The sequence below is a fragment of the Treponema sp. OMZ 805 genome, from assembly GCF_050937395.1.
Taxonomy (GTDB): Bacteria; Spirochaetota; Spirochaetia; order Treponematales; family Treponemataceae; genus Treponema.
Genome location: NZ_JACCLP010000001.1, coordinates 58,227 through 74,928 on the forward strand (window position 1 = coordinate 58,227; position 16,702 = coordinate 74,928).

Consider the following 16,702-nt stretch of genomic DNA (forward strand, 5'->3'; position numbering starts at 1 on the left):
CAGCGGAAGGTCTATCCGCTTTTGAGTGAGAAAGTTATCGGATGCTACATTATGCTGAGTGCTGAGTGCTGAGTGCTGAGTGCTGAGTGCTGAGTGCTGAATTGTGCCGGAAATTTTGCACGTGTCAAGTGCTTTGCGGCTTTTCCGAGAAAAGTGATAACGAGATAATCCTACAATTCGGCTTTGCATGGTGCTATTATAGACGCAAAGAGGAGAGAATACAAGGACACTCTTGCGATTTACCGGAGAAACTAATTTTTGTCTAAATCAATGAAGTTACAATGATAGCGGGTAGTATTAACCGTAAAGTTTCGCTATACTGAAAAAATGAGTGAATTGATACAACCGAAAGTTCTTAAAGGATTTAGAGATTTTTTACCGCGCGACGAAATACAGCGCTCTCTTTTAATTGAAACCGTTACCAATGTATTTAGAAATGCGGGGTTTGTGCCCATCGACACCCCTGCTTTGGAATATTCGGAAGTGCTGTTGCGCAAAAGCAACGGAGAAACCGAAAAGCAAGTATTCCGTTTTAACGATAACGGCGGACGAGACATTGCGCTCCGTTTTGACTTGACCGTTCCCTTTGCCCGCTTTATTGCGGAGCACTATAACGAATTATATTTTCCATTTAAACGATATCATATTGCAAAAGTCTGGCGCGGCGAAAAACCGCAGGCGGGGCGTTACCGCGAGTTTATCCAATGTGATTTTGACAGTGTCGGGTCGGACTGTGCCTATACCGATTTTGAAATTTTGAAAGTCATGTATAACGCCCTTAGAGCGCTCGGCGTAACAAACTTCCGTATTCATATTTCGCACCGCGGCATCTTCAACCGGTTTTTGGACAGACTGGAGTTAAAGGATAAAAGCGAAGACATTCTCCGCATTGTCGACAAGCTAGCAAAAATCGGCAAAGAAGCAGTGATCGAACAACTCGCGGAAATTGCCGGAGCGGAAAAGGCTGAAAAGATCGTACAATACAGCAGCGGCTGTCCGGCAAGCGCCGATTTTGAAACAATCCTTGCGCACATAGAAGCGCTTGCAGGAGGCGCCGCCACCGATACCGTCCGGCTGCGGGACGTATATCAGCTCCTCTGCGATGCGGGCATTGCGGAAAGCTTTGTGCTTGACCCCTCCATTACACGCGGTCTTGATTATTACACCGGCATTGTGTACGAAACCTTTTTAACCGACCTTCCGCAGCTCGGCTCTGTTTGCTCCGGCGGCCGCTACGACAATCTAACGGGGCTTTATATGAAGGATACGGTGAGCGGGGTCGGCGCTTCGATCGGGCTCGACCGTCTCCTCGCAGGATTGGAGCAGCTCGGCATCGGCTCCAAAGCAGCCGGTTTTATCGATGCAATCGTGTTTTACGAGAAAGGCAACTCCATCCGCCGGAATAGCGCCGCGGCGAGGTATCTGGAACAATACGGATGCCGCGTAGAAGTGTTCCCCGAACCTAAGAAAATACAGCAGCAATACGGCTATGCAGAAAAGAAAGGCATCGAATGGGGGCTTTTTATTGAATCTACTTCCGAAAGCACCGGCGAGGTCAAGTTGCCTGACAGCGCCTGTGAGAATTGCCTGTCAAGCGGAGCCACTGTTTCTCCGGTATCGCAGAACTGTGCCGAAATGCCGGTGCGTCTGAAACACCTGCCGAGCAGAACGGAAACCAAGCTATTATTGAAAGATGTTTCGGCATCTTTGAAAGGCGGTAAAAAATGATTATTGCGATAGACGGTCCTGCAGGCTCGGGAAAAAGCACCGTTGCAAAGATGCTTGCAGCTGATTTCGGCTTTACCTTTATGAACACCGGCAGCTTTTACCGTGCGCTCACCCTCGCAGTGCTTCGTTCATTAGGTGGGGATGAAAGCGGCACCGGCGCGGAAAAACCGGATTTGGGAAATGAAACAAAGTGGACGGACTTTGCAAAAACCGTATCACTTGAATATAAGCGGGACGGAATGTATTTAGACGGTCGCTGCGTGGAAGCATATCTCCGCAGCGATGCTGTGGAATCAGTTGTCGCAGCTCTCTCTGCGATTGTTCCCATTCGGCATCTCATCAACGAAAAGATTCGAGCCGCTGCAGCAAAATTGAACATCGTCTGCGAAGGCAGGGATATGACCACCGTGGTATTCCCCGATGCCGAATGCAAGGTGTACCTCGACGCTTCCGCAGAGGCACGCGCACGGCGCCGCTTTGGGCAAGGCACCAGCAATCTCTCGGAAGCCGAAATACGGAAAAGCATTGAAGAGCGGGATGCTATCGACCGGAATAAAAAAGAGGGCAGTTTAAAAATTGCGCAAGATGCTTTCTATTTGGATACATCGGACTTGACGATAATGCAGGTTTGTGAGAAAATAAAAGACAAAATACACGATAAAGGGTTATTTATGGAACAAAAGGAAGTGGCAATGGATGCGGTTATAAATTCCGATCAGAGCATCCAAACACAATTACCAGAGGAGTATTTAAATTTTGAATCTCCTGAAGTCGGAACATTAAAAGAAGGCCGTATTATTGCGATAACCGATGATTCGGTTTTTATTGACGTTGGCGGTAAATCGGAAGGGCGTGTTGCACGCGAAGAATTTACCGAAGAGCCTCAGATCGGTGATACCGTACAGGTATATATCGAAAAAACCGAAGCAACGGACGGTAAGCTGATTATTTCCAAGCAGAAAGCAGACCGAACCGTTTTACGCAAGAAACTACAAAATGCGTACCGGGATAAAACTCCGGTAACGGGCGTCATCAAGAAGCTTGTGAACAAAAGCGGATACGATGTTGAGCTTGGCGCAAATATGATTGCATTCCTGCCGATCAGTCAGGCTGCCGCGCAGAAAGTGGATAAACCTGAATCCCTGTTAGGCGAAAAGGGAACTTTCTATATTGAAAAGATGGTCTTTGACCGCAAGGGAAACAGAGACAATATTGTAGTTAATAGAAGAAAATATCTTGAAGATACGCTGGAAAAAAACCGTGAAGCGTTTTTTGAAAATACCAACATCGGTGACGTTGTAAAAGGAACGGTAAAAAGTTTTACCAGCTTCGGCGCTTTTATCGATCTCGGCGGCTTCGACGGCTTGCTCCATATCAATGATATGAGCTGGGGACATGTTACCCGACCGAAAGATTTTGTGAAAAAAGGTCAAGAAATCGATTTGAAAGTTATCAGACTTGATCCGGCCGAAAAGCGCATCAATCTTTCATTAAAGCATTTTACTCCCGATCCGTGGCTTGAATTTGAAGATAAATTCCAAGTGAACGATATCGTAAAGGGTCATGTTACAAAGATTACCGACTTCGGCGCCTTTGTAGAATTATCCGAAGGTATCGAAGGTCTTGTACACATCAGCGAATTCAGCTGGGTGAAAAAGGTGAGCAAACCGAGCGATATGGTTAAAATCGGCGATGAAGTCGAATGTATGATCCTCGGCTATGATATTCAGGCAGGGCGTGTTTCGCTCGGCTTAAAACAGGTAACGGCAAATCCGTGGGATAATATCGACGAACGCTATCCCGTCGGCACCCGCTTAACCCGTAAAGTAGTTAAACTGACCAATGCCGGTGCATTTATCGAGCTTGAAGAAGGAATCGACGGCTTCTTGCATGTTGACGATCTTTCGTGGACAAAACGGGTACGCCATCCGAACAGCGAACTTGAAGCAGGTCAAACACTTGAAGTCATCGTTATCGAATGCAATCCGGCAGAGCACCGAGTCCGCCTCGGCGTAAAGCAATTAAGCGATGATCCGTGGAAGACCTTCGCGGAAGCATATAAGCCCGGCTCACTCGTTGAAGGTGAAGTTACTTCGGTAACCGACTTTGGAATATTCGTAAAAGTTCCCGGCGGCATCGAAGGTCTTATCCACAAGCAAAACCTCGTAGAAAACCGCGAAGATAATCCCGACGAAGTATTAAAGAAATATGCTGTCGGCGATAAGGTAAAGGCGGCTGTTCTTGATGTCAACGTTAAGGATAAGAAAACGGCTTTTTCAATACGCGACTATAAGAAACGTCTCCAACAGGAAGAGCTTTCCCGCTATATGTCTACAAAACAGGAAGACGGCGAGGGTGCCTTTACGTTGGGTGATCTCATGAAGAATAAAGCATCGGAATAGTTTTGCTGTGAGAGCAGCGTATGTATATTTTAGGTCATATTTTACCCGAAAAAATAGCTGCTCTCATCAATACTCCCTTGTTCACCGATGGCGCTTCGGCTTCGGGGGATGTATTGCTCGAAATTATTCTCCGTTCGAGTATGCAAGCAGTGGGCAGTACCGCTGCTTCTCTTTTTTTAACGGACGAAACGTTACAAAAAGCTCAAACGGTTGCGTATATATGTGATGATACTTTTTATTGCTTTGACGCAAAAAAAGAATTACCGGCAGCAGCGGCATGGGTGTTACGACAAAACGAACCGTTAAGAATGAATACCCCCGATGCAGAAAGTCGCTTTACATCCAACGGTATGGATGGAACTCCCTATGCGGCGTCGGGATTTATCGCAGTACCGCTGTGTATAGAGGATACTCGTATCGGTGTTCTTGAAGCAGTGAATAAAAGAGACGGAGGAAATTTTTTAGAATCCGACCTTTCGTTATTGAGCCTTGTAGCGGGATATGCCGCACCGGTTTACCGTACTTCGTGTGCATACCGTTTCTATGCGGATGCTGTAAAACACAGGGAGCAAATAACAGAATACGCAACGGAAAAAAAGCCTTTTATAGCGTCCAGTCCGGTAATGCGAGAGAAATTTGAGCTCTGTAAGCAGCTTGCATCGTCCGATATACCGATACTTATTATAGGTGAAAATGGAGTAGGAAAAGCGTCAGTTGCAAAGCAGCTGCATATTCACAGCTGCCGTGCAGATCATCCCTTTATTCGTGTGAATTGTACTGAGCCGTCAGACCAGTTGCTTGCCCACCGCTTATTCGGCGCTGCTGCGGATGATACGGCCGTTATCGATGGCTCAGATGAAAGCTGTTTTAAACAAGCCGAAGGCGGTACCTTGTTCCTTGATGAGGCGGCGGTCATTCCGCTTTCACTGCAAAAGAGGCTTTTGGACAAGATTTTACAGCTTGAGCAAAGCGGCGGAAACATACGGTTAATAGCCTCAACATCCCGCGACATCGAACGCTTAACCCGCGAAGGAGACTTCCTATCGGAGCTGTACGGAAAATTAAATGTACTGCCGCTGTATATACCGCCGTTACGGCAGCGCAAAGAAGATATTGGCGCACTCGCGCAGTTTTTTTTGCATCAGGCAGCACAGGAAATGCGGAAACCGTTTACCGGTTTTTCGGCAGATGCTCAAGAGGCATTGCAGCAAGCGGAATGGAAGGAGAATATACGGGAACTAAAAAACAGCGTAGAATACGGATGCTTAAACGGATGCCCGCCGCTCGTTACCGCTGAATATTTATTTCCCCGCTCTGCTACAGCGGTATCGACCGGAGAAATCGACGGTCTTAAATCCGCGACAGACGTATTCAAACGGACATATATCAAAACAGTACTGGAGAAAACCGGCGGTAATCAAACGGCGGCGGCTTCAATACTCAAAATTCAAAGAACATATCTTTCACGATTGATGAAAGAACTAAACATAAAAAATTAACGGGAGACATATATGGCAGAACAAAATGATCAAACGCTTTCTTTTTCAGAACGCTGTGGGCAATTTTTAACTCGGCATCGGAAACCGATCGTCATTATACTGGGAGCAATTTGTGCTGTTGTCGCAATCGCTTTGATTGCATCATCGCTCACTGCACGCGCAGCAAAAAAAGCATCTATAGAAACGGAGACAATAATCTCCGAATGGATGGATTTACGAAATAAAAACGCCGAAGATATGACAGCTAAGGAAGATGCGCTTGCCGAAAAACTTGAAAAGCAAGCTGCAGCAAACGGTCGTAGCTATGCTGCATTTAGAGCCTATACAACGCTCGGCGAAATCTATGTACTCCGCAAGGATTGGGAAAAAGCGCTCACCTTTTACCAAAAGGCAGGAGAGGCGCAGCAAAAATCTTATACTGCCGGTATCGCTTATTTTAATGCGGCAGCCTGTGCCGACGAATTACAGCAACACGATAAAGCGTTGGAACTGTATACCTTGTCAGGCTCTTATGACGACTTTCCGCTTAAACCGCGGGCATTGTTTAACATTGGGCGACTTGAAGAAAGCCTCGCTCATTCGGATAAAGCAATTGAAGCATATACAAAACTTACGGAGTTGTATCCCGATAACGATTGGGCATTGCTCGCAAAATCGCGGATTATTGCTCTTTCCATTCAATAGAGGAAAATACTGTTGGGGATGATGCGGCTGTTGCAACTTTTATACCAGCGATATACTTTTCTTTTTTGTTGCTTCTGCAGCCTGTTTATAACAACCTGTGGTATTCCGAATTTAATCTATCTTGAAAAACCGCAGCGTTCAGAGCATGATCCCAGTAATCTTGAAGATTTAAGTCAGCGGTATTGTGAATTCAATACCGCTGATACTGCAAATGCAACGGGAGCCGCAGGATATATTAAGGGAACCGAAATTTACTATCGTATTTATGAACGGAAGAATGACTGCGAAAATGATAGAAGCCAAATCGACCGGTATAATAGTGACAACCCGTTTACAGCAGTAGAGTATTTGGAAAATACAAAAAAATACTATCGCTTAATGACAAATCAAATCTCTACCCGCCCGTTAATTACAACATATCCTTCCGATGCTTCTGTCCGCTTCCGTTTACAAGACTACGGTACACCTGTTACCGATCCGGCTCAGCTTATCGTAAACTCAGTTTCAAAGGGAATTCCACAGAGGGATGACAGAATATCTCCTACTAAACGTACCTTTAAGAAAGACAATATCGCTGTAGGCGATAACGATGTACAACCGGCGTCCGTATCGGGCGGAACAGAAGAATACTGGTGTGTGAACTTTTATGCCGCCAGCTATGGATATACAACAACGTTTAGTACACTTCACAGTGAATTGGGATATCTAGGATATATTCTCATAAAGAAAACCTGATAACACTCGCAGAAAACCAAGCGATGATATTTGAGCAGACATATATTGAAAAGTTCGGAACACAAATGGAGACATTGTCGCGGGGGGCTGTCGTTTCAAACCCTGTTACTCTTCTATCTGCAAAAATAGAATTTTTGAAAAATGAAGCGGAAATTCTTTCGGCTATTCTTTTTTCTGCAATAATGAACCCAAATGTCGATGACTGGTTTGTACTACTTCCAATATAGTGCTCGTTTCTTTTAAGAACTCATTGATCGCTTTCAGCGAGTTAAAACCTTCGTGGATACTGGTATCTTGTTCTTTAATCGAAGAGGATATTTCCGCCAACGAACAGCCTGCCGCATCCAAGGTTTCCGAATTTTTATCATAATTGGCAAGAATACCGGTAAAAGATTTTTGAAACTTTGAAAACAGCGAAATAAAAAGCGACATATTATTATTGATATCGTTTACCGATGACTGCAATTCAGCCATTTTTGTCTCAATCATTTTCGCAAAGGTGCCGGTTTGGGTTGAAAGATTTCGTACCTCATTGGCGATAATTCTAAAACCGTCGCCAGCCTTACCTGCATGAGCGGCTTCAATTGAAGCATTAATAGCCAGAATACCGGTTTTTATCGAAATATCTTGAATATCGGAAACCATCGCTTTAACTTCGCCGGTATGTTCTTTGAGCGTTTCGAATGAGGCTGCTGTTGTTTGTGCTGTGGTTGCCGCTTCATCAATTTCATCAAGTCGATTATGAATTTCTTTTTGCAGCACTTTTCTTCCGCCGAGCGCCGCATCCAACAAATCGTCGACACGAATTGCATTCGTAGCAGAAGAGCTACTCTCTTTTTGAATTTCTTCAAATATTGAAATAATAGTTTCAAATCGTTCTTCCAGCTGTTCCATTGAACTTTTGATAATTTGAAACGAATGCTGCGTTACATAGTCTAATACGACGCCTTTATTGTATTTAACAACAATTTTATCTACTAAATCGGAGAAATTTTCAATGGCTGCCTGTTCATCTACCATAGAACTGTTCCTTAAAATAATCGATCAAGATAATCAATACCGCATTGCAGATTCGAAAGCCAATTTAAGAAAAGCTCTACCTTATCATCAGTATAAACGGCTCCGTGTTGCGGCGCAATAATAGAAGGGTTCAATAGCCGTACTACTTCAACCCAGCGCTTAACAACCTTATTAGCAGCCATATACCTGACATGAAAGCCTTCAATCAACGGGATATGCTTTTGAAAGTCATCGATAAAAAGTGTTTCATCTTCCTCTTTTTCAAATACGGCAGCGCCGATATCACCGCTGAACAAAATACGAGAACATTCGTCAAAAAGTGAAAAGTGCCCCGGCGAATGCATAAAGTGGGAAGGCACACAGCGTAGCTTATTGCCGGAAGGCAAGGAAATGCTCATACCCTTATCGGGGATACCGGTCATACGCGAAACATCCACAATACCGAAATGAGGCATAAAACGGAGCCAAAGGGACGAAATATAAATCTGTGCCTGCGTAATACCCAGCCACAGGGCGATACCCGAAGAAACGTCAGGGTCTTGATGAGAAAAAAAGATAATGTCGATTTTATCTACCGATATAAATCTACTGACAGCAGTTACTACCTGAGAAAAAAGATGTACCCCGCCCGGATCCAGTAAAATCCCACGGCCGTTATCGATGATTAGATACTGCATGGTCTGTACGGCCCCTTTCCGGTATTTTGTTTCACCGCCCAGCCAGATAAACTTATGATTTTCATCCTCGTAAAGAATCTTGCCTTGCACACGTGCATTTGTATCAGATATCATTATTTTTCTACTACCTCGCATTTAAAGACTGCATTTAACATACACGGGTAGTATATCCATAAATTCGATAATAGACAAGCCGCGGATGATTCCTAATTTCAAAAAGAAAAGGCTGAACAGCCTCTATTATTCTGTGGGGGTATAAAAACGTCTGATGCATTTCCTTCCTTCTGCGTGAAATTTTATCCAAAATTTCACGCACTTTATTCTAAAAGAGGCAAACGCATCAGATGAATAGAAGCAATATCGCAGAATACAAAGGCTGTGAGACCATTTGAATCGCAGAGCGATTCAACTCTGGTTGAACAGCCTCTGTATTCTGCGGGCAATGCACCAAGAAATCTGATGCGTTTGCTCTGAAGCCTTTTAAAAGATGCTGACAAATAGCGAGAATCTTAGTCCCCGTAAGACGATACTATTTCAATCTCTCCGTACTTTTTAAAACCGGAAGCCTGCCGGCTTGTTTAGCTGTTTACCGGCGCCAAAAGGCGGGTACGCATAAGATAACGATGGTATAAAGCTCCAAGCGGCCTGCCAACATAGAAAAAGAAAACAGAACCTTTGCCCAATGCGGAAAGAATGAAAAATCTCCACCGCTGCCGATTCTTCCGAATGCAGCGCCGATATTGCCGACCAACGTAAGCGCAGCTGCTATGCCGGTAAGGATGTCTGCGCCGGTCAAGGCTGCCGCTAAAAATGTTACCAACAGACACACAAAATAGACAAATATAAAACCTGCAACGCTGTATACCACGTCTTTCCGTCCCGGGCGGCGATTCAGTTGGATGCTGAACACGCCGTGCGGATGCAAAAGCCGCTGCATTTCGTTCAAGGCCTGCTTACGTAAAATAACCCAGCGAATAACTTTGATACCGCCTGCCGTTGAACCGGAACACCCGCCGACAAACATCAGTAAAAAGAGGAGCGCTTGGGCAAACGCAGGCCATGCGCAGTAATTCACCGTAGAAAATCCGGTGGTTGTCATAATCGACGCAACATGAAAAAAGCTGTGACGAAAAGCGGCTGCTATGCCGTAAATCGGCACAAGCACTAACGCCACACCGACTCCTGCACAAAAAGCGATACGGATATACGCCCGCAATTCGGAATTTCTAAAAAATTCTTCGGGTTTTCCGGTAAAAAGGTGAAAGTAGAGGCTGAAATTCACGCCTGCCAAAAACATAAACACCGTACAGATAATTTCAATAGCTGCCGAGTTATAATAGCCGATACTGGTGTTTTGGGTTGAAAAGCCTCCGGTTCCGAGCGTAGAAAAACTATGGCACATTGCTTCTAAAAACGGCATTCCTGCAATACATAAGAGGATAATTTGCAAAACCGTCATCCCCAAGTAAATAAACCAGAGCGCTTTTGCCGTATGGGTGATCTTTGCAGTAACCTTTCCCTTGTCCGGGCCGCTTGTCTCACTTTTTATCAGCTGAAAACCGCCGACGCCGAGCAGCGGGAACAACGCTACGGTTAACGCAACAATCCCCATACCGCCAAGCCAGTGCATTTGCGTACGCCATACGCGCAGCGCCATCGGGTAGCTTTCGATATTCTGTAAGGCGCTTGCGCCGGTGGTCGTAAATCCGGAAACCGATTCAAAAAACGCATCGCTAAAGTGCGGCACAAATCCCGAAAGCATGAACGGAACCGCGCCCAATAAACCGGCGCCAAGCCACGCGGAACTCACCAAAAGGATTCCCTCTCGCACGGTAAGCCGGATCGGTTGCCGCTTCGTCTTGATAAATAGAAGAAGTGTTATTGTCCACAAAACTGCCATCGGTATAAAAAATGCCGACAGCATGTTCCATTCATGCATATAAACAGCAACGGAAACCGGAATCAAAAAACTTCCGGCAACAATCGAAAGAATCATAAAGATGATGGTTAAACATTGGAAAAATTTCATTTTTTACCGGCAAAATACTTAATAACTTCGTCGCTTTGTGCAACTTGTACGATAATGGCGAGTTTATCATCCGCTTCAAGGACAGTATTACCATCGGGGATACGGCAGCCTGTTTCGTTCGTAATGAGCAGAATCAGGAACACGCCGGGCATCGCAATATCTTTCAGACTTTTCTCTACCGATTCCGACTGATCGGAAATAATGACTTCGACTATCTCGAGCTCGCCCGCGCCCATCGTATGGATACGGGTAAGGTGTTTACCGCCCAGATGGCTCATAATAACGTCAACCGTAACGTCCTTTAACGGAATTGCAACATCCACACCGATTTTATATGCCACGTTCGACATCACGGAGCTTTGCACAAGCGCAATGGTTTTGGGGATGCCGAGTGTTTTAAGATACGCGGAAGTAATCATGTTCAATTCATAATTTTGCGTTGCATTGATAACGAGATCGAAGGAATTAAGCGCAATCTCTTCTATAAATGCCTCATCGGTAACATCTCCGCTGTAGATGCGCGCTTCGGGATACTCCGCCGCGGCTTGTTTTGCAAGGGCGCTGTCTTTATCGATAATGGCAACTTCCCAGCGAGGCTTTGAACGGAGGCCGAACAGACGTTTGAACATACCAAACGAATGCTTTTCGATAAGGCTCGCTGCAACCCGCTTGCCAACCTTCCCGATACCGACCAGTGCAATCTTTTTGATAGGTTTTACCGTGAATCCCGCAAGCGCATAAAACCGCTCGATATAATTCGGTAATGTCAAAATCGAAATCCGCATGCCGGCATGAAGCACTGTCCCGCCTGAAGGGATAACGGTCTTATTCTCATCCTCTACGGCAACGACGACGAAAGGACTATCGATAGCAACAGTGCGAATATTTTGCAGTGTAACTCCGTCAAGCTTGCTTCCTGCACCGATGGTAAAACAGGTGAGCTGATACGGAGAATTTTCAAAGGCGATAATATCACTGACAGCGCCATGCTCAACCGCATTGATGATGGCAAGCGCCGCTTCTTGGTCGGGATGCACCAAAAAATCGATACCCAGCGTACGGTCTTTTCCGGTGTTCAGCGACGCGACATAGTTTTCGTTTCTTACGCGGGCAATTTTCAGCACCTTGGGGGCAAGAGATTCTGCAACACCGCAGATAATCATATTCAGTTCGTCGCTGTCGGTAAGGGTAACCAGCGCGTCTGCCCGCTGGATTGCGGCTTCGGTTAACACTTTCGGATCGTTGCCGCTCGCTTCCGTTACGATACAGTCTAAACGGTTTGCGGCATGGCGGGCGGTTTCTTGATTTTGTTCGATAAGAACCACATTGTGCTTTTTTGCGATTAATCTTCGGGCAAGCTCAACCCCTGTTACGCCTGCGCCAATAATAATGACAGTCATTGCCAGCCATACTAACACAAAAGCATCGGCATGGACAGGGGCACATTGATGGGGAATGCGCCCATTCATAATTCATAATTCATAATTCATAATTCATAATTCATAATTCATAATTCATAATTATAAATTATAAATGGGTTTTCCTATTCCCTGTGATTTACTCCCTTTTCAACTTTCCCTGCTTGTCTCCTTCCTGCTAGTGCATAGGCACGGTTAGGGGGTCGGCTGAGTTGTCGTCAGCGCGCCATTTGAGCCGACATACCAATTTTTAACAGGTGAGCCCCCCGGCGTTACCGTGAACTTTTTATAGTTGTCGTCAACGGTAATATCACCGTCGAGGACTTTGGTTGAAGGATTGTATTTTCCATCCGGTACCGTAATGCGTCCGACAGGTCTTGCACCGGTCAATTTACCGGAAAGCTTAATATAAACATCGTCATAATCATTTTTCAAAAATATATCATTTTTCCCCTTTATATTATCGTCGGAAGGAACAATGCGAGTACTTCTTTGCATTGTAAATTCTCCCGCTCCATCCGCGCCTTTATATACGTACATACCGCCGCCTGCGACCGATGCCTCACAGCCGTTCACATTACTATCGATAAGCGTACACGCTCCGCGTCGGACATAAATGCCCCCGCCGAGACCTCCAGAGTCGGGCGCTTTACAACCGCTGATATGCACATGGGTAAGTGTTATCGTTCCGTTGTTTGCGATGCCTCCGCCGACACCGATTGATCCGCGAGCCTCATTGTCTTCAATACGAACAGGGTTCCCCAGCGTACCTGTTATGGTAACCGTACCGCTATCAGCTGGGCTACTGGTACCGTAGATATGTAAGCCGCCGCCGCCGTTCACAGTTGATACCCCTTGAGTCACTCTATTATGCCGGATTGTAACACCTTCTTTAATCGTACACTCAGCCTTTTTACCCACGGAGATACCGCCGCCTGAAGTTTTTGCCGTATTGCCTTGAGAAGCGTTATCGCCGCCGATAGTACAGCCTGACTCTATAATAAGCTTTGCACTGTTCACCGCGACACCGCCGCCATTTTCGGCGCTATTCCCTGAAATACGAGCACCGTCTTTTAACGTCAGCGTACCGTTTACATAATTGTCTCGCTCTGTCGTTATGTAAATACCGCCGCCGTTAAAGTTTCTAGCATTATTACCTTCAATACTTCCGCCTATTATGGTAAGAGTTGCCCCATTAGTATGGTTTGTGAAGAATATCCCTCCTCCGCCTTTCCTCCAATCATTTACGTCCGTACTTGTCAGTTCATTGTTTTTTACGGTAACATTCTGCAGCGTTGCATTCACGTATTTTTCGGAATAACCGGGGGCACTAAGGTAGATGCCTCCTCCCGTCTCCTTCGCCTTATTGTGTGAAATATCCGTTCCTGTAACCTTTAGAGTGGCTGTCCTGTCGTTCGACCCAAAGGCTATCCCGCCGCCGGGACCATCCGCGGTGTTATACGTAATCGCTCCGCCGATTATAGTAAGATTACCTTGGTTAGAACTTACACCCCCGCCTGATAATGCCGTATTTCCTTTTGGTTTAGCGGGATCCATTCCGTCGTAGTACTGCTCTCCACCGATAGTACAGTTATCTAAAATCAGCTCACCTTCCGAATAAATTCCTCCGCCCACTCTTGCCGCTTTGCAAGCAGTGATAATGCAGTTTTTAAGTTCAGCCCTACTATTCACACCGACATATATGCCACCTCCGATGTTTGTACCGACCCCCGAAGCTATCGCCATGCCGCCTGTGAGAGTTAAACCTTCCATCGTAAGATTTCCGCCTGTCACATTAAAGATACGGTGTGCCGACTTGCCTCCGGTATCCTTGTTTGCATCGAGAATATCGGTCGCAGGATTACCGTTCTTACCGCGTATTGTAATGCTCTTGGATACGGTAATATCGCCGAAATTACCGGAAGCAGAGGTTGCTTGTATCGTGCCGTTCACAATGATGATATCGCCTTCTCCGGCGCCTTCTACGGCAGTCTTTAGCCGTTCCCATGAGTTCGTACCGACATTGTTAATGACCTCTGCTTGCTTCAATATCAGCGCTTTATCCTGGCTGCCCGGAACTAATTCCCAAATTTCTGTTGTTGGTACGCTTGTTAAATGGAAATACACTTTAGATGCAACGGCAGAAGCATCGTCGGGTACCTTTACCAGCGTTTTATTCTTTTGATGAGAGCCATAGAATTGCGGCTCAATATTGATATAGGAACCTATCGCCAAGTCTTTTGCTGTTACAAAAGCGCTTTGCGACGGCTGGGCTCCAAGACATAGGGTGTTTGTATCCGTGTTACTTCCAATCTGCGTTGTACCTGTTATGGTGAGTGCCGCACCATTAGGTTGATACAGATATATACCCGAACCTTTTCCGCTGCTCCCTATAGTGTTTTTTTGTATTTTGGTACCGTTAAGCGTACAAGCTCCTTGATAGAGGAAGATACCGCCGCCGCTGCTCGCTGCGTGATTGGCATTTCCGCTTGTGTCTTTGCCGATTATTCCGTTGTTTATTATCAATGTTCCTTCATTGTATATTCCACCGCCTGCATTTGCTTCATTAGATTCAATGCGGCCGTTATTTATTGTGAGTATACCTTTATTCAATATGCCACCGCCGTTGGCTGTTGCTGTACATTCCTGTACCACACAGTCGGTCATTGTTAAGGTGCCGCTGCTTTCTATCAGCATCGCGCCGCCTTTTCCGGCTTCTCCTCCCCCCGCGGCTTTTCCGTTTTTAAGGGTAAGATTTTCCAGTGTAAGCGTACCGGAGTTTACCTTAAATATGCGGTGAACGCTTGCACCGAGCCCGCTCTTATTTGCATCGAGCATATCGGTATTCGCATTCCCGTTCTTTCCCTTTATCGTAATGCTTTTGGTAACTTCGATTGCGCCGCTGTTACCGGCATCATTAGTTGCTTGTATACTGCCGTTGACCAAAAAAATGTCTCCATCTTCGGCTGCTGCAACGGCAGTTTTTAGCTGTCCCCAAGCGTTCGGTCCCGCGCTTATTTCCATTTTGTCATTGCGTTCTGTTTTATAGTATACGACTACATCCGAAGTCTTATCATAGCCCTCTTTTTCCGCCCATACCGTAAGCTTATATACGGCATCGGGGACGGCAGGTAATTCTATCGTTTGAGGTGTTTGCCCGGAGCTTTTGCTTACAACCGAACTGTTGCATTCCAATTTATAGTATACCGTAGCTCCGGTTGTAGCCGTTGACACTCGCAGTAATACCTTTCCCGTACCGGGTTGATATACTATTTCATGCGGATTGGCTTCACTTCCGCTCTTCATTGTTGTTGTCCAATTGCCGGTATGAACATCTACATGTACCGGACTAACTTTATTGATACTGGTAGAAGCAACGAGTTCATCTTCGGAAAACAGCCCAGCCTCATCTTGCAGCCGAATCCGGTACTGCTTTACCGCGCCGCGAACTTCGACATCCGTTTTTACGCAGAGAATCCATTTTTCAGTTGAAGCCGGTAATATATCGGGCGTTACTCCTGATTCAACATCTACAAGCTCTAAAGCTGCTGCATTACTGTATTCCAACAACCGCCCGCTTGCGCCGCTGATATCGAATCCGCTTTTGTCTGCCTTTACCGTTAACGGTATCGAGGTGTATGAGCCGGAGCCTTCAGCGATAGAAAGCTGTGTAATATCTTTATGCAGAAGGTCTGATCCGTTTATCTCCGTATCCATACCCGATACTTCAAGGAACAACACATAGTAATGCTTGCCGTTTACATCGGCTGCAGCGGTCTTGCCGATTGCCCGATAGATAAGATTGGGCGGCGGGGTATTTGCTTTTACATTGAGCTTAAATGTTTCTGAAAATTTTCTCCCGTCTTTAGCATACAGCGTAATCGTCGATCCGATATTCTTTTTGCCGTATTCATGTTTTTGTAAAAATTCCTTTTTATATGTGAGCGTTAATTGACTGTATGAATCCTGTGTCAGTTCATAATCATCGGGTTGTTTTGGGCTGCTTGTCGTTGTGCCTGCAACGTCTGTGGGAAAAACGACAATATCGGTAGGGGCGTCTGTATCTCGCGGCAGTTTAAACTTGAAGTTTTTGGGATTACGGACGGTAAATGTTACCGTTACATTACTTGATGAAGGAATACTCTGTATTGTGTCTTTATCGGTTCGTACCGTGATTGCAGGATCAAAGCCAGACTGGACAATTGCAGCCTGTGTTGACCAATAACTTAAATAGGTGTCAATATCGGCCTGATAATTTTCACATCCGGCACATAAAATAATGGCTGCCCAAAAAATAAGAAGTTTACGCATAGCAGAAACCTCCTTCTTTTCATATTAAGCTCAGTAGAGTAGGTACTGTATCCACAGTTCCTGTTTTACAGGTTGCGATGAGATTTACTAACGCGATACTTACACTGCTCCATCCATCTTAGCCGGATACTATCATAATATCGATTAAAGGTAAATTGCACAAAGCCATTCCTTAACCTAGGTATAACTTCGGCAACCA

The 16,702-nt window shown here is 45.6% G+C and carries 10 protein-coding genes; 5 read left to right on the plus strand and 5 right to left on the minus strand.

The window, feature by feature from the left end:
* The first annotated feature begins 327 nt into the window (after window positions 1-327).
* The 5 genes from hisS to HGH47_RS00280 are packed head-to-tail and all read left to right on the plus strand — an operon-like array spanning window position 328 to window position 7,048.
* Complete coding sequence (hisS, locus tag HGH47_RS00260) at window positions 328-1,728, plus strand: histidine--tRNA ligase (RefSeq protein WP_212565262.1); 1,401 nt, start codon at window positions 328-330, stop codon at window positions 1,726-1,728.
* A complete protein-coding gene (rpsA, locus tag HGH47_RS00265) occupies window positions 1,725-4,130 on the plus strand; it encodes a 30S ribosomal protein S1 (RefSeq protein ID WP_212565261.1) in 2,406 nt (801 codons plus the stop codon). Before hisS ends, rpsA begins: the two co-directional genes overlap by 4 nt.
* Window positions 4,131-4,150: 20 nt before the next feature.
* Window positions 4,151-5,629 (plus strand): sigma 54-interacting transcriptional regulator, encoded by a 1,479-nt coding sequence (locus tag HGH47_RS00270; RefSeq protein WP_432909572.1) that lies wholly within the window; start codon window positions 4,151-4,153, stop codon window positions 5,627-5,629.
* A gap of 12 nt (window positions 5,630-5,641) precedes the next feature.
* Window positions 5,642-6,313: a tetratricopeptide repeat protein gene (locus HGH47_RS00275; RefSeq protein ID WP_212565259.1), complete on the plus strand. Its 672-nt coding sequence runs from the start codon at window positions 5,642-5,644 to the stop codon at window positions 6,311-6,313.
* A gap of 18 nt (window positions 6,314-6,331) precedes the next feature.
* Window positions 6,332-7,048: a hypothetical protein gene (locus HGH47_RS00280; RefSeq protein ID WP_432909574.1), complete on the plus strand. Its 717-nt coding sequence runs from the start codon at window positions 6,332-6,334 to the stop codon at window positions 7,046-7,048.
* Between the two features lie 162 nt (window positions 7,049-7,210).
* On the opposite strand, the gene HGH47_RS00285 is transcribed toward HGH47_RS00280, so the two are convergent.
* The 5 genes from HGH47_RS00285 to HGH47_RS00305 form a co-directional block, all read right to left on the minus strand.
* A complete protein-coding gene (locus HGH47_RS00285; RefSeq protein WP_212565258.1) occupies window positions 7,211-8,068 on the minus strand; it encodes a methyl-accepting chemotaxis protein in 858 nt (285 codons plus the stop codon).
* Between the two features lie 11 nt (window positions 8,069-8,079).
* The gene (locus tag HGH47_RS00290; RefSeq protein WP_253675485.1) at window positions 8,080-8,859 is read right to left on the minus strand and encodes an MBL fold metallo-hydrolase; all 780 of its coding nucleotides are present in this window, start codon (window positions 8,857-8,859) and stop codon (window positions 8,080-8,082) included.
* Between the two features lie 472 nt (window positions 8,860-9,331).
* Window positions 9,332-10,774 carry a TrkH family potassium uptake protein gene (locus HGH47_RS00295; RefSeq protein ID WP_432909579.1) on the minus strand — a complete coding sequence of 481 codons (1,443 nt, stop codon included), beginning with the start codon at window positions 10,772-10,774 and terminating at the stop codon, window positions 9,332-9,334.
* Window positions 10,771-12,174, minus strand: coding sequence for a Trk system potassium transporter TrkA (gene trkA, locus HGH47_RS00300; protein WP_432909911.1), 1,404 nt, complete (start codon window positions 12,172-12,174; stop codon window positions 10,771-10,773). Before trkA ends, HGH47_RS00295 begins: the two co-directional genes overlap by 4 nt.
* Before the next feature lie 213 nt (window positions 12,175-12,387).
* On the minus strand, window positions 12,388-16,503 hold the full coding sequence (locus tag HGH47_RS00305) for a hypothetical protein (RefSeq protein WP_432909582.1): 4,116 nt from the start codon (window positions 16,501-16,503) through the stop codon (window positions 12,388-12,390).
* Window positions 16,504-16,702 lie beyond the last annotated feature (199 nt).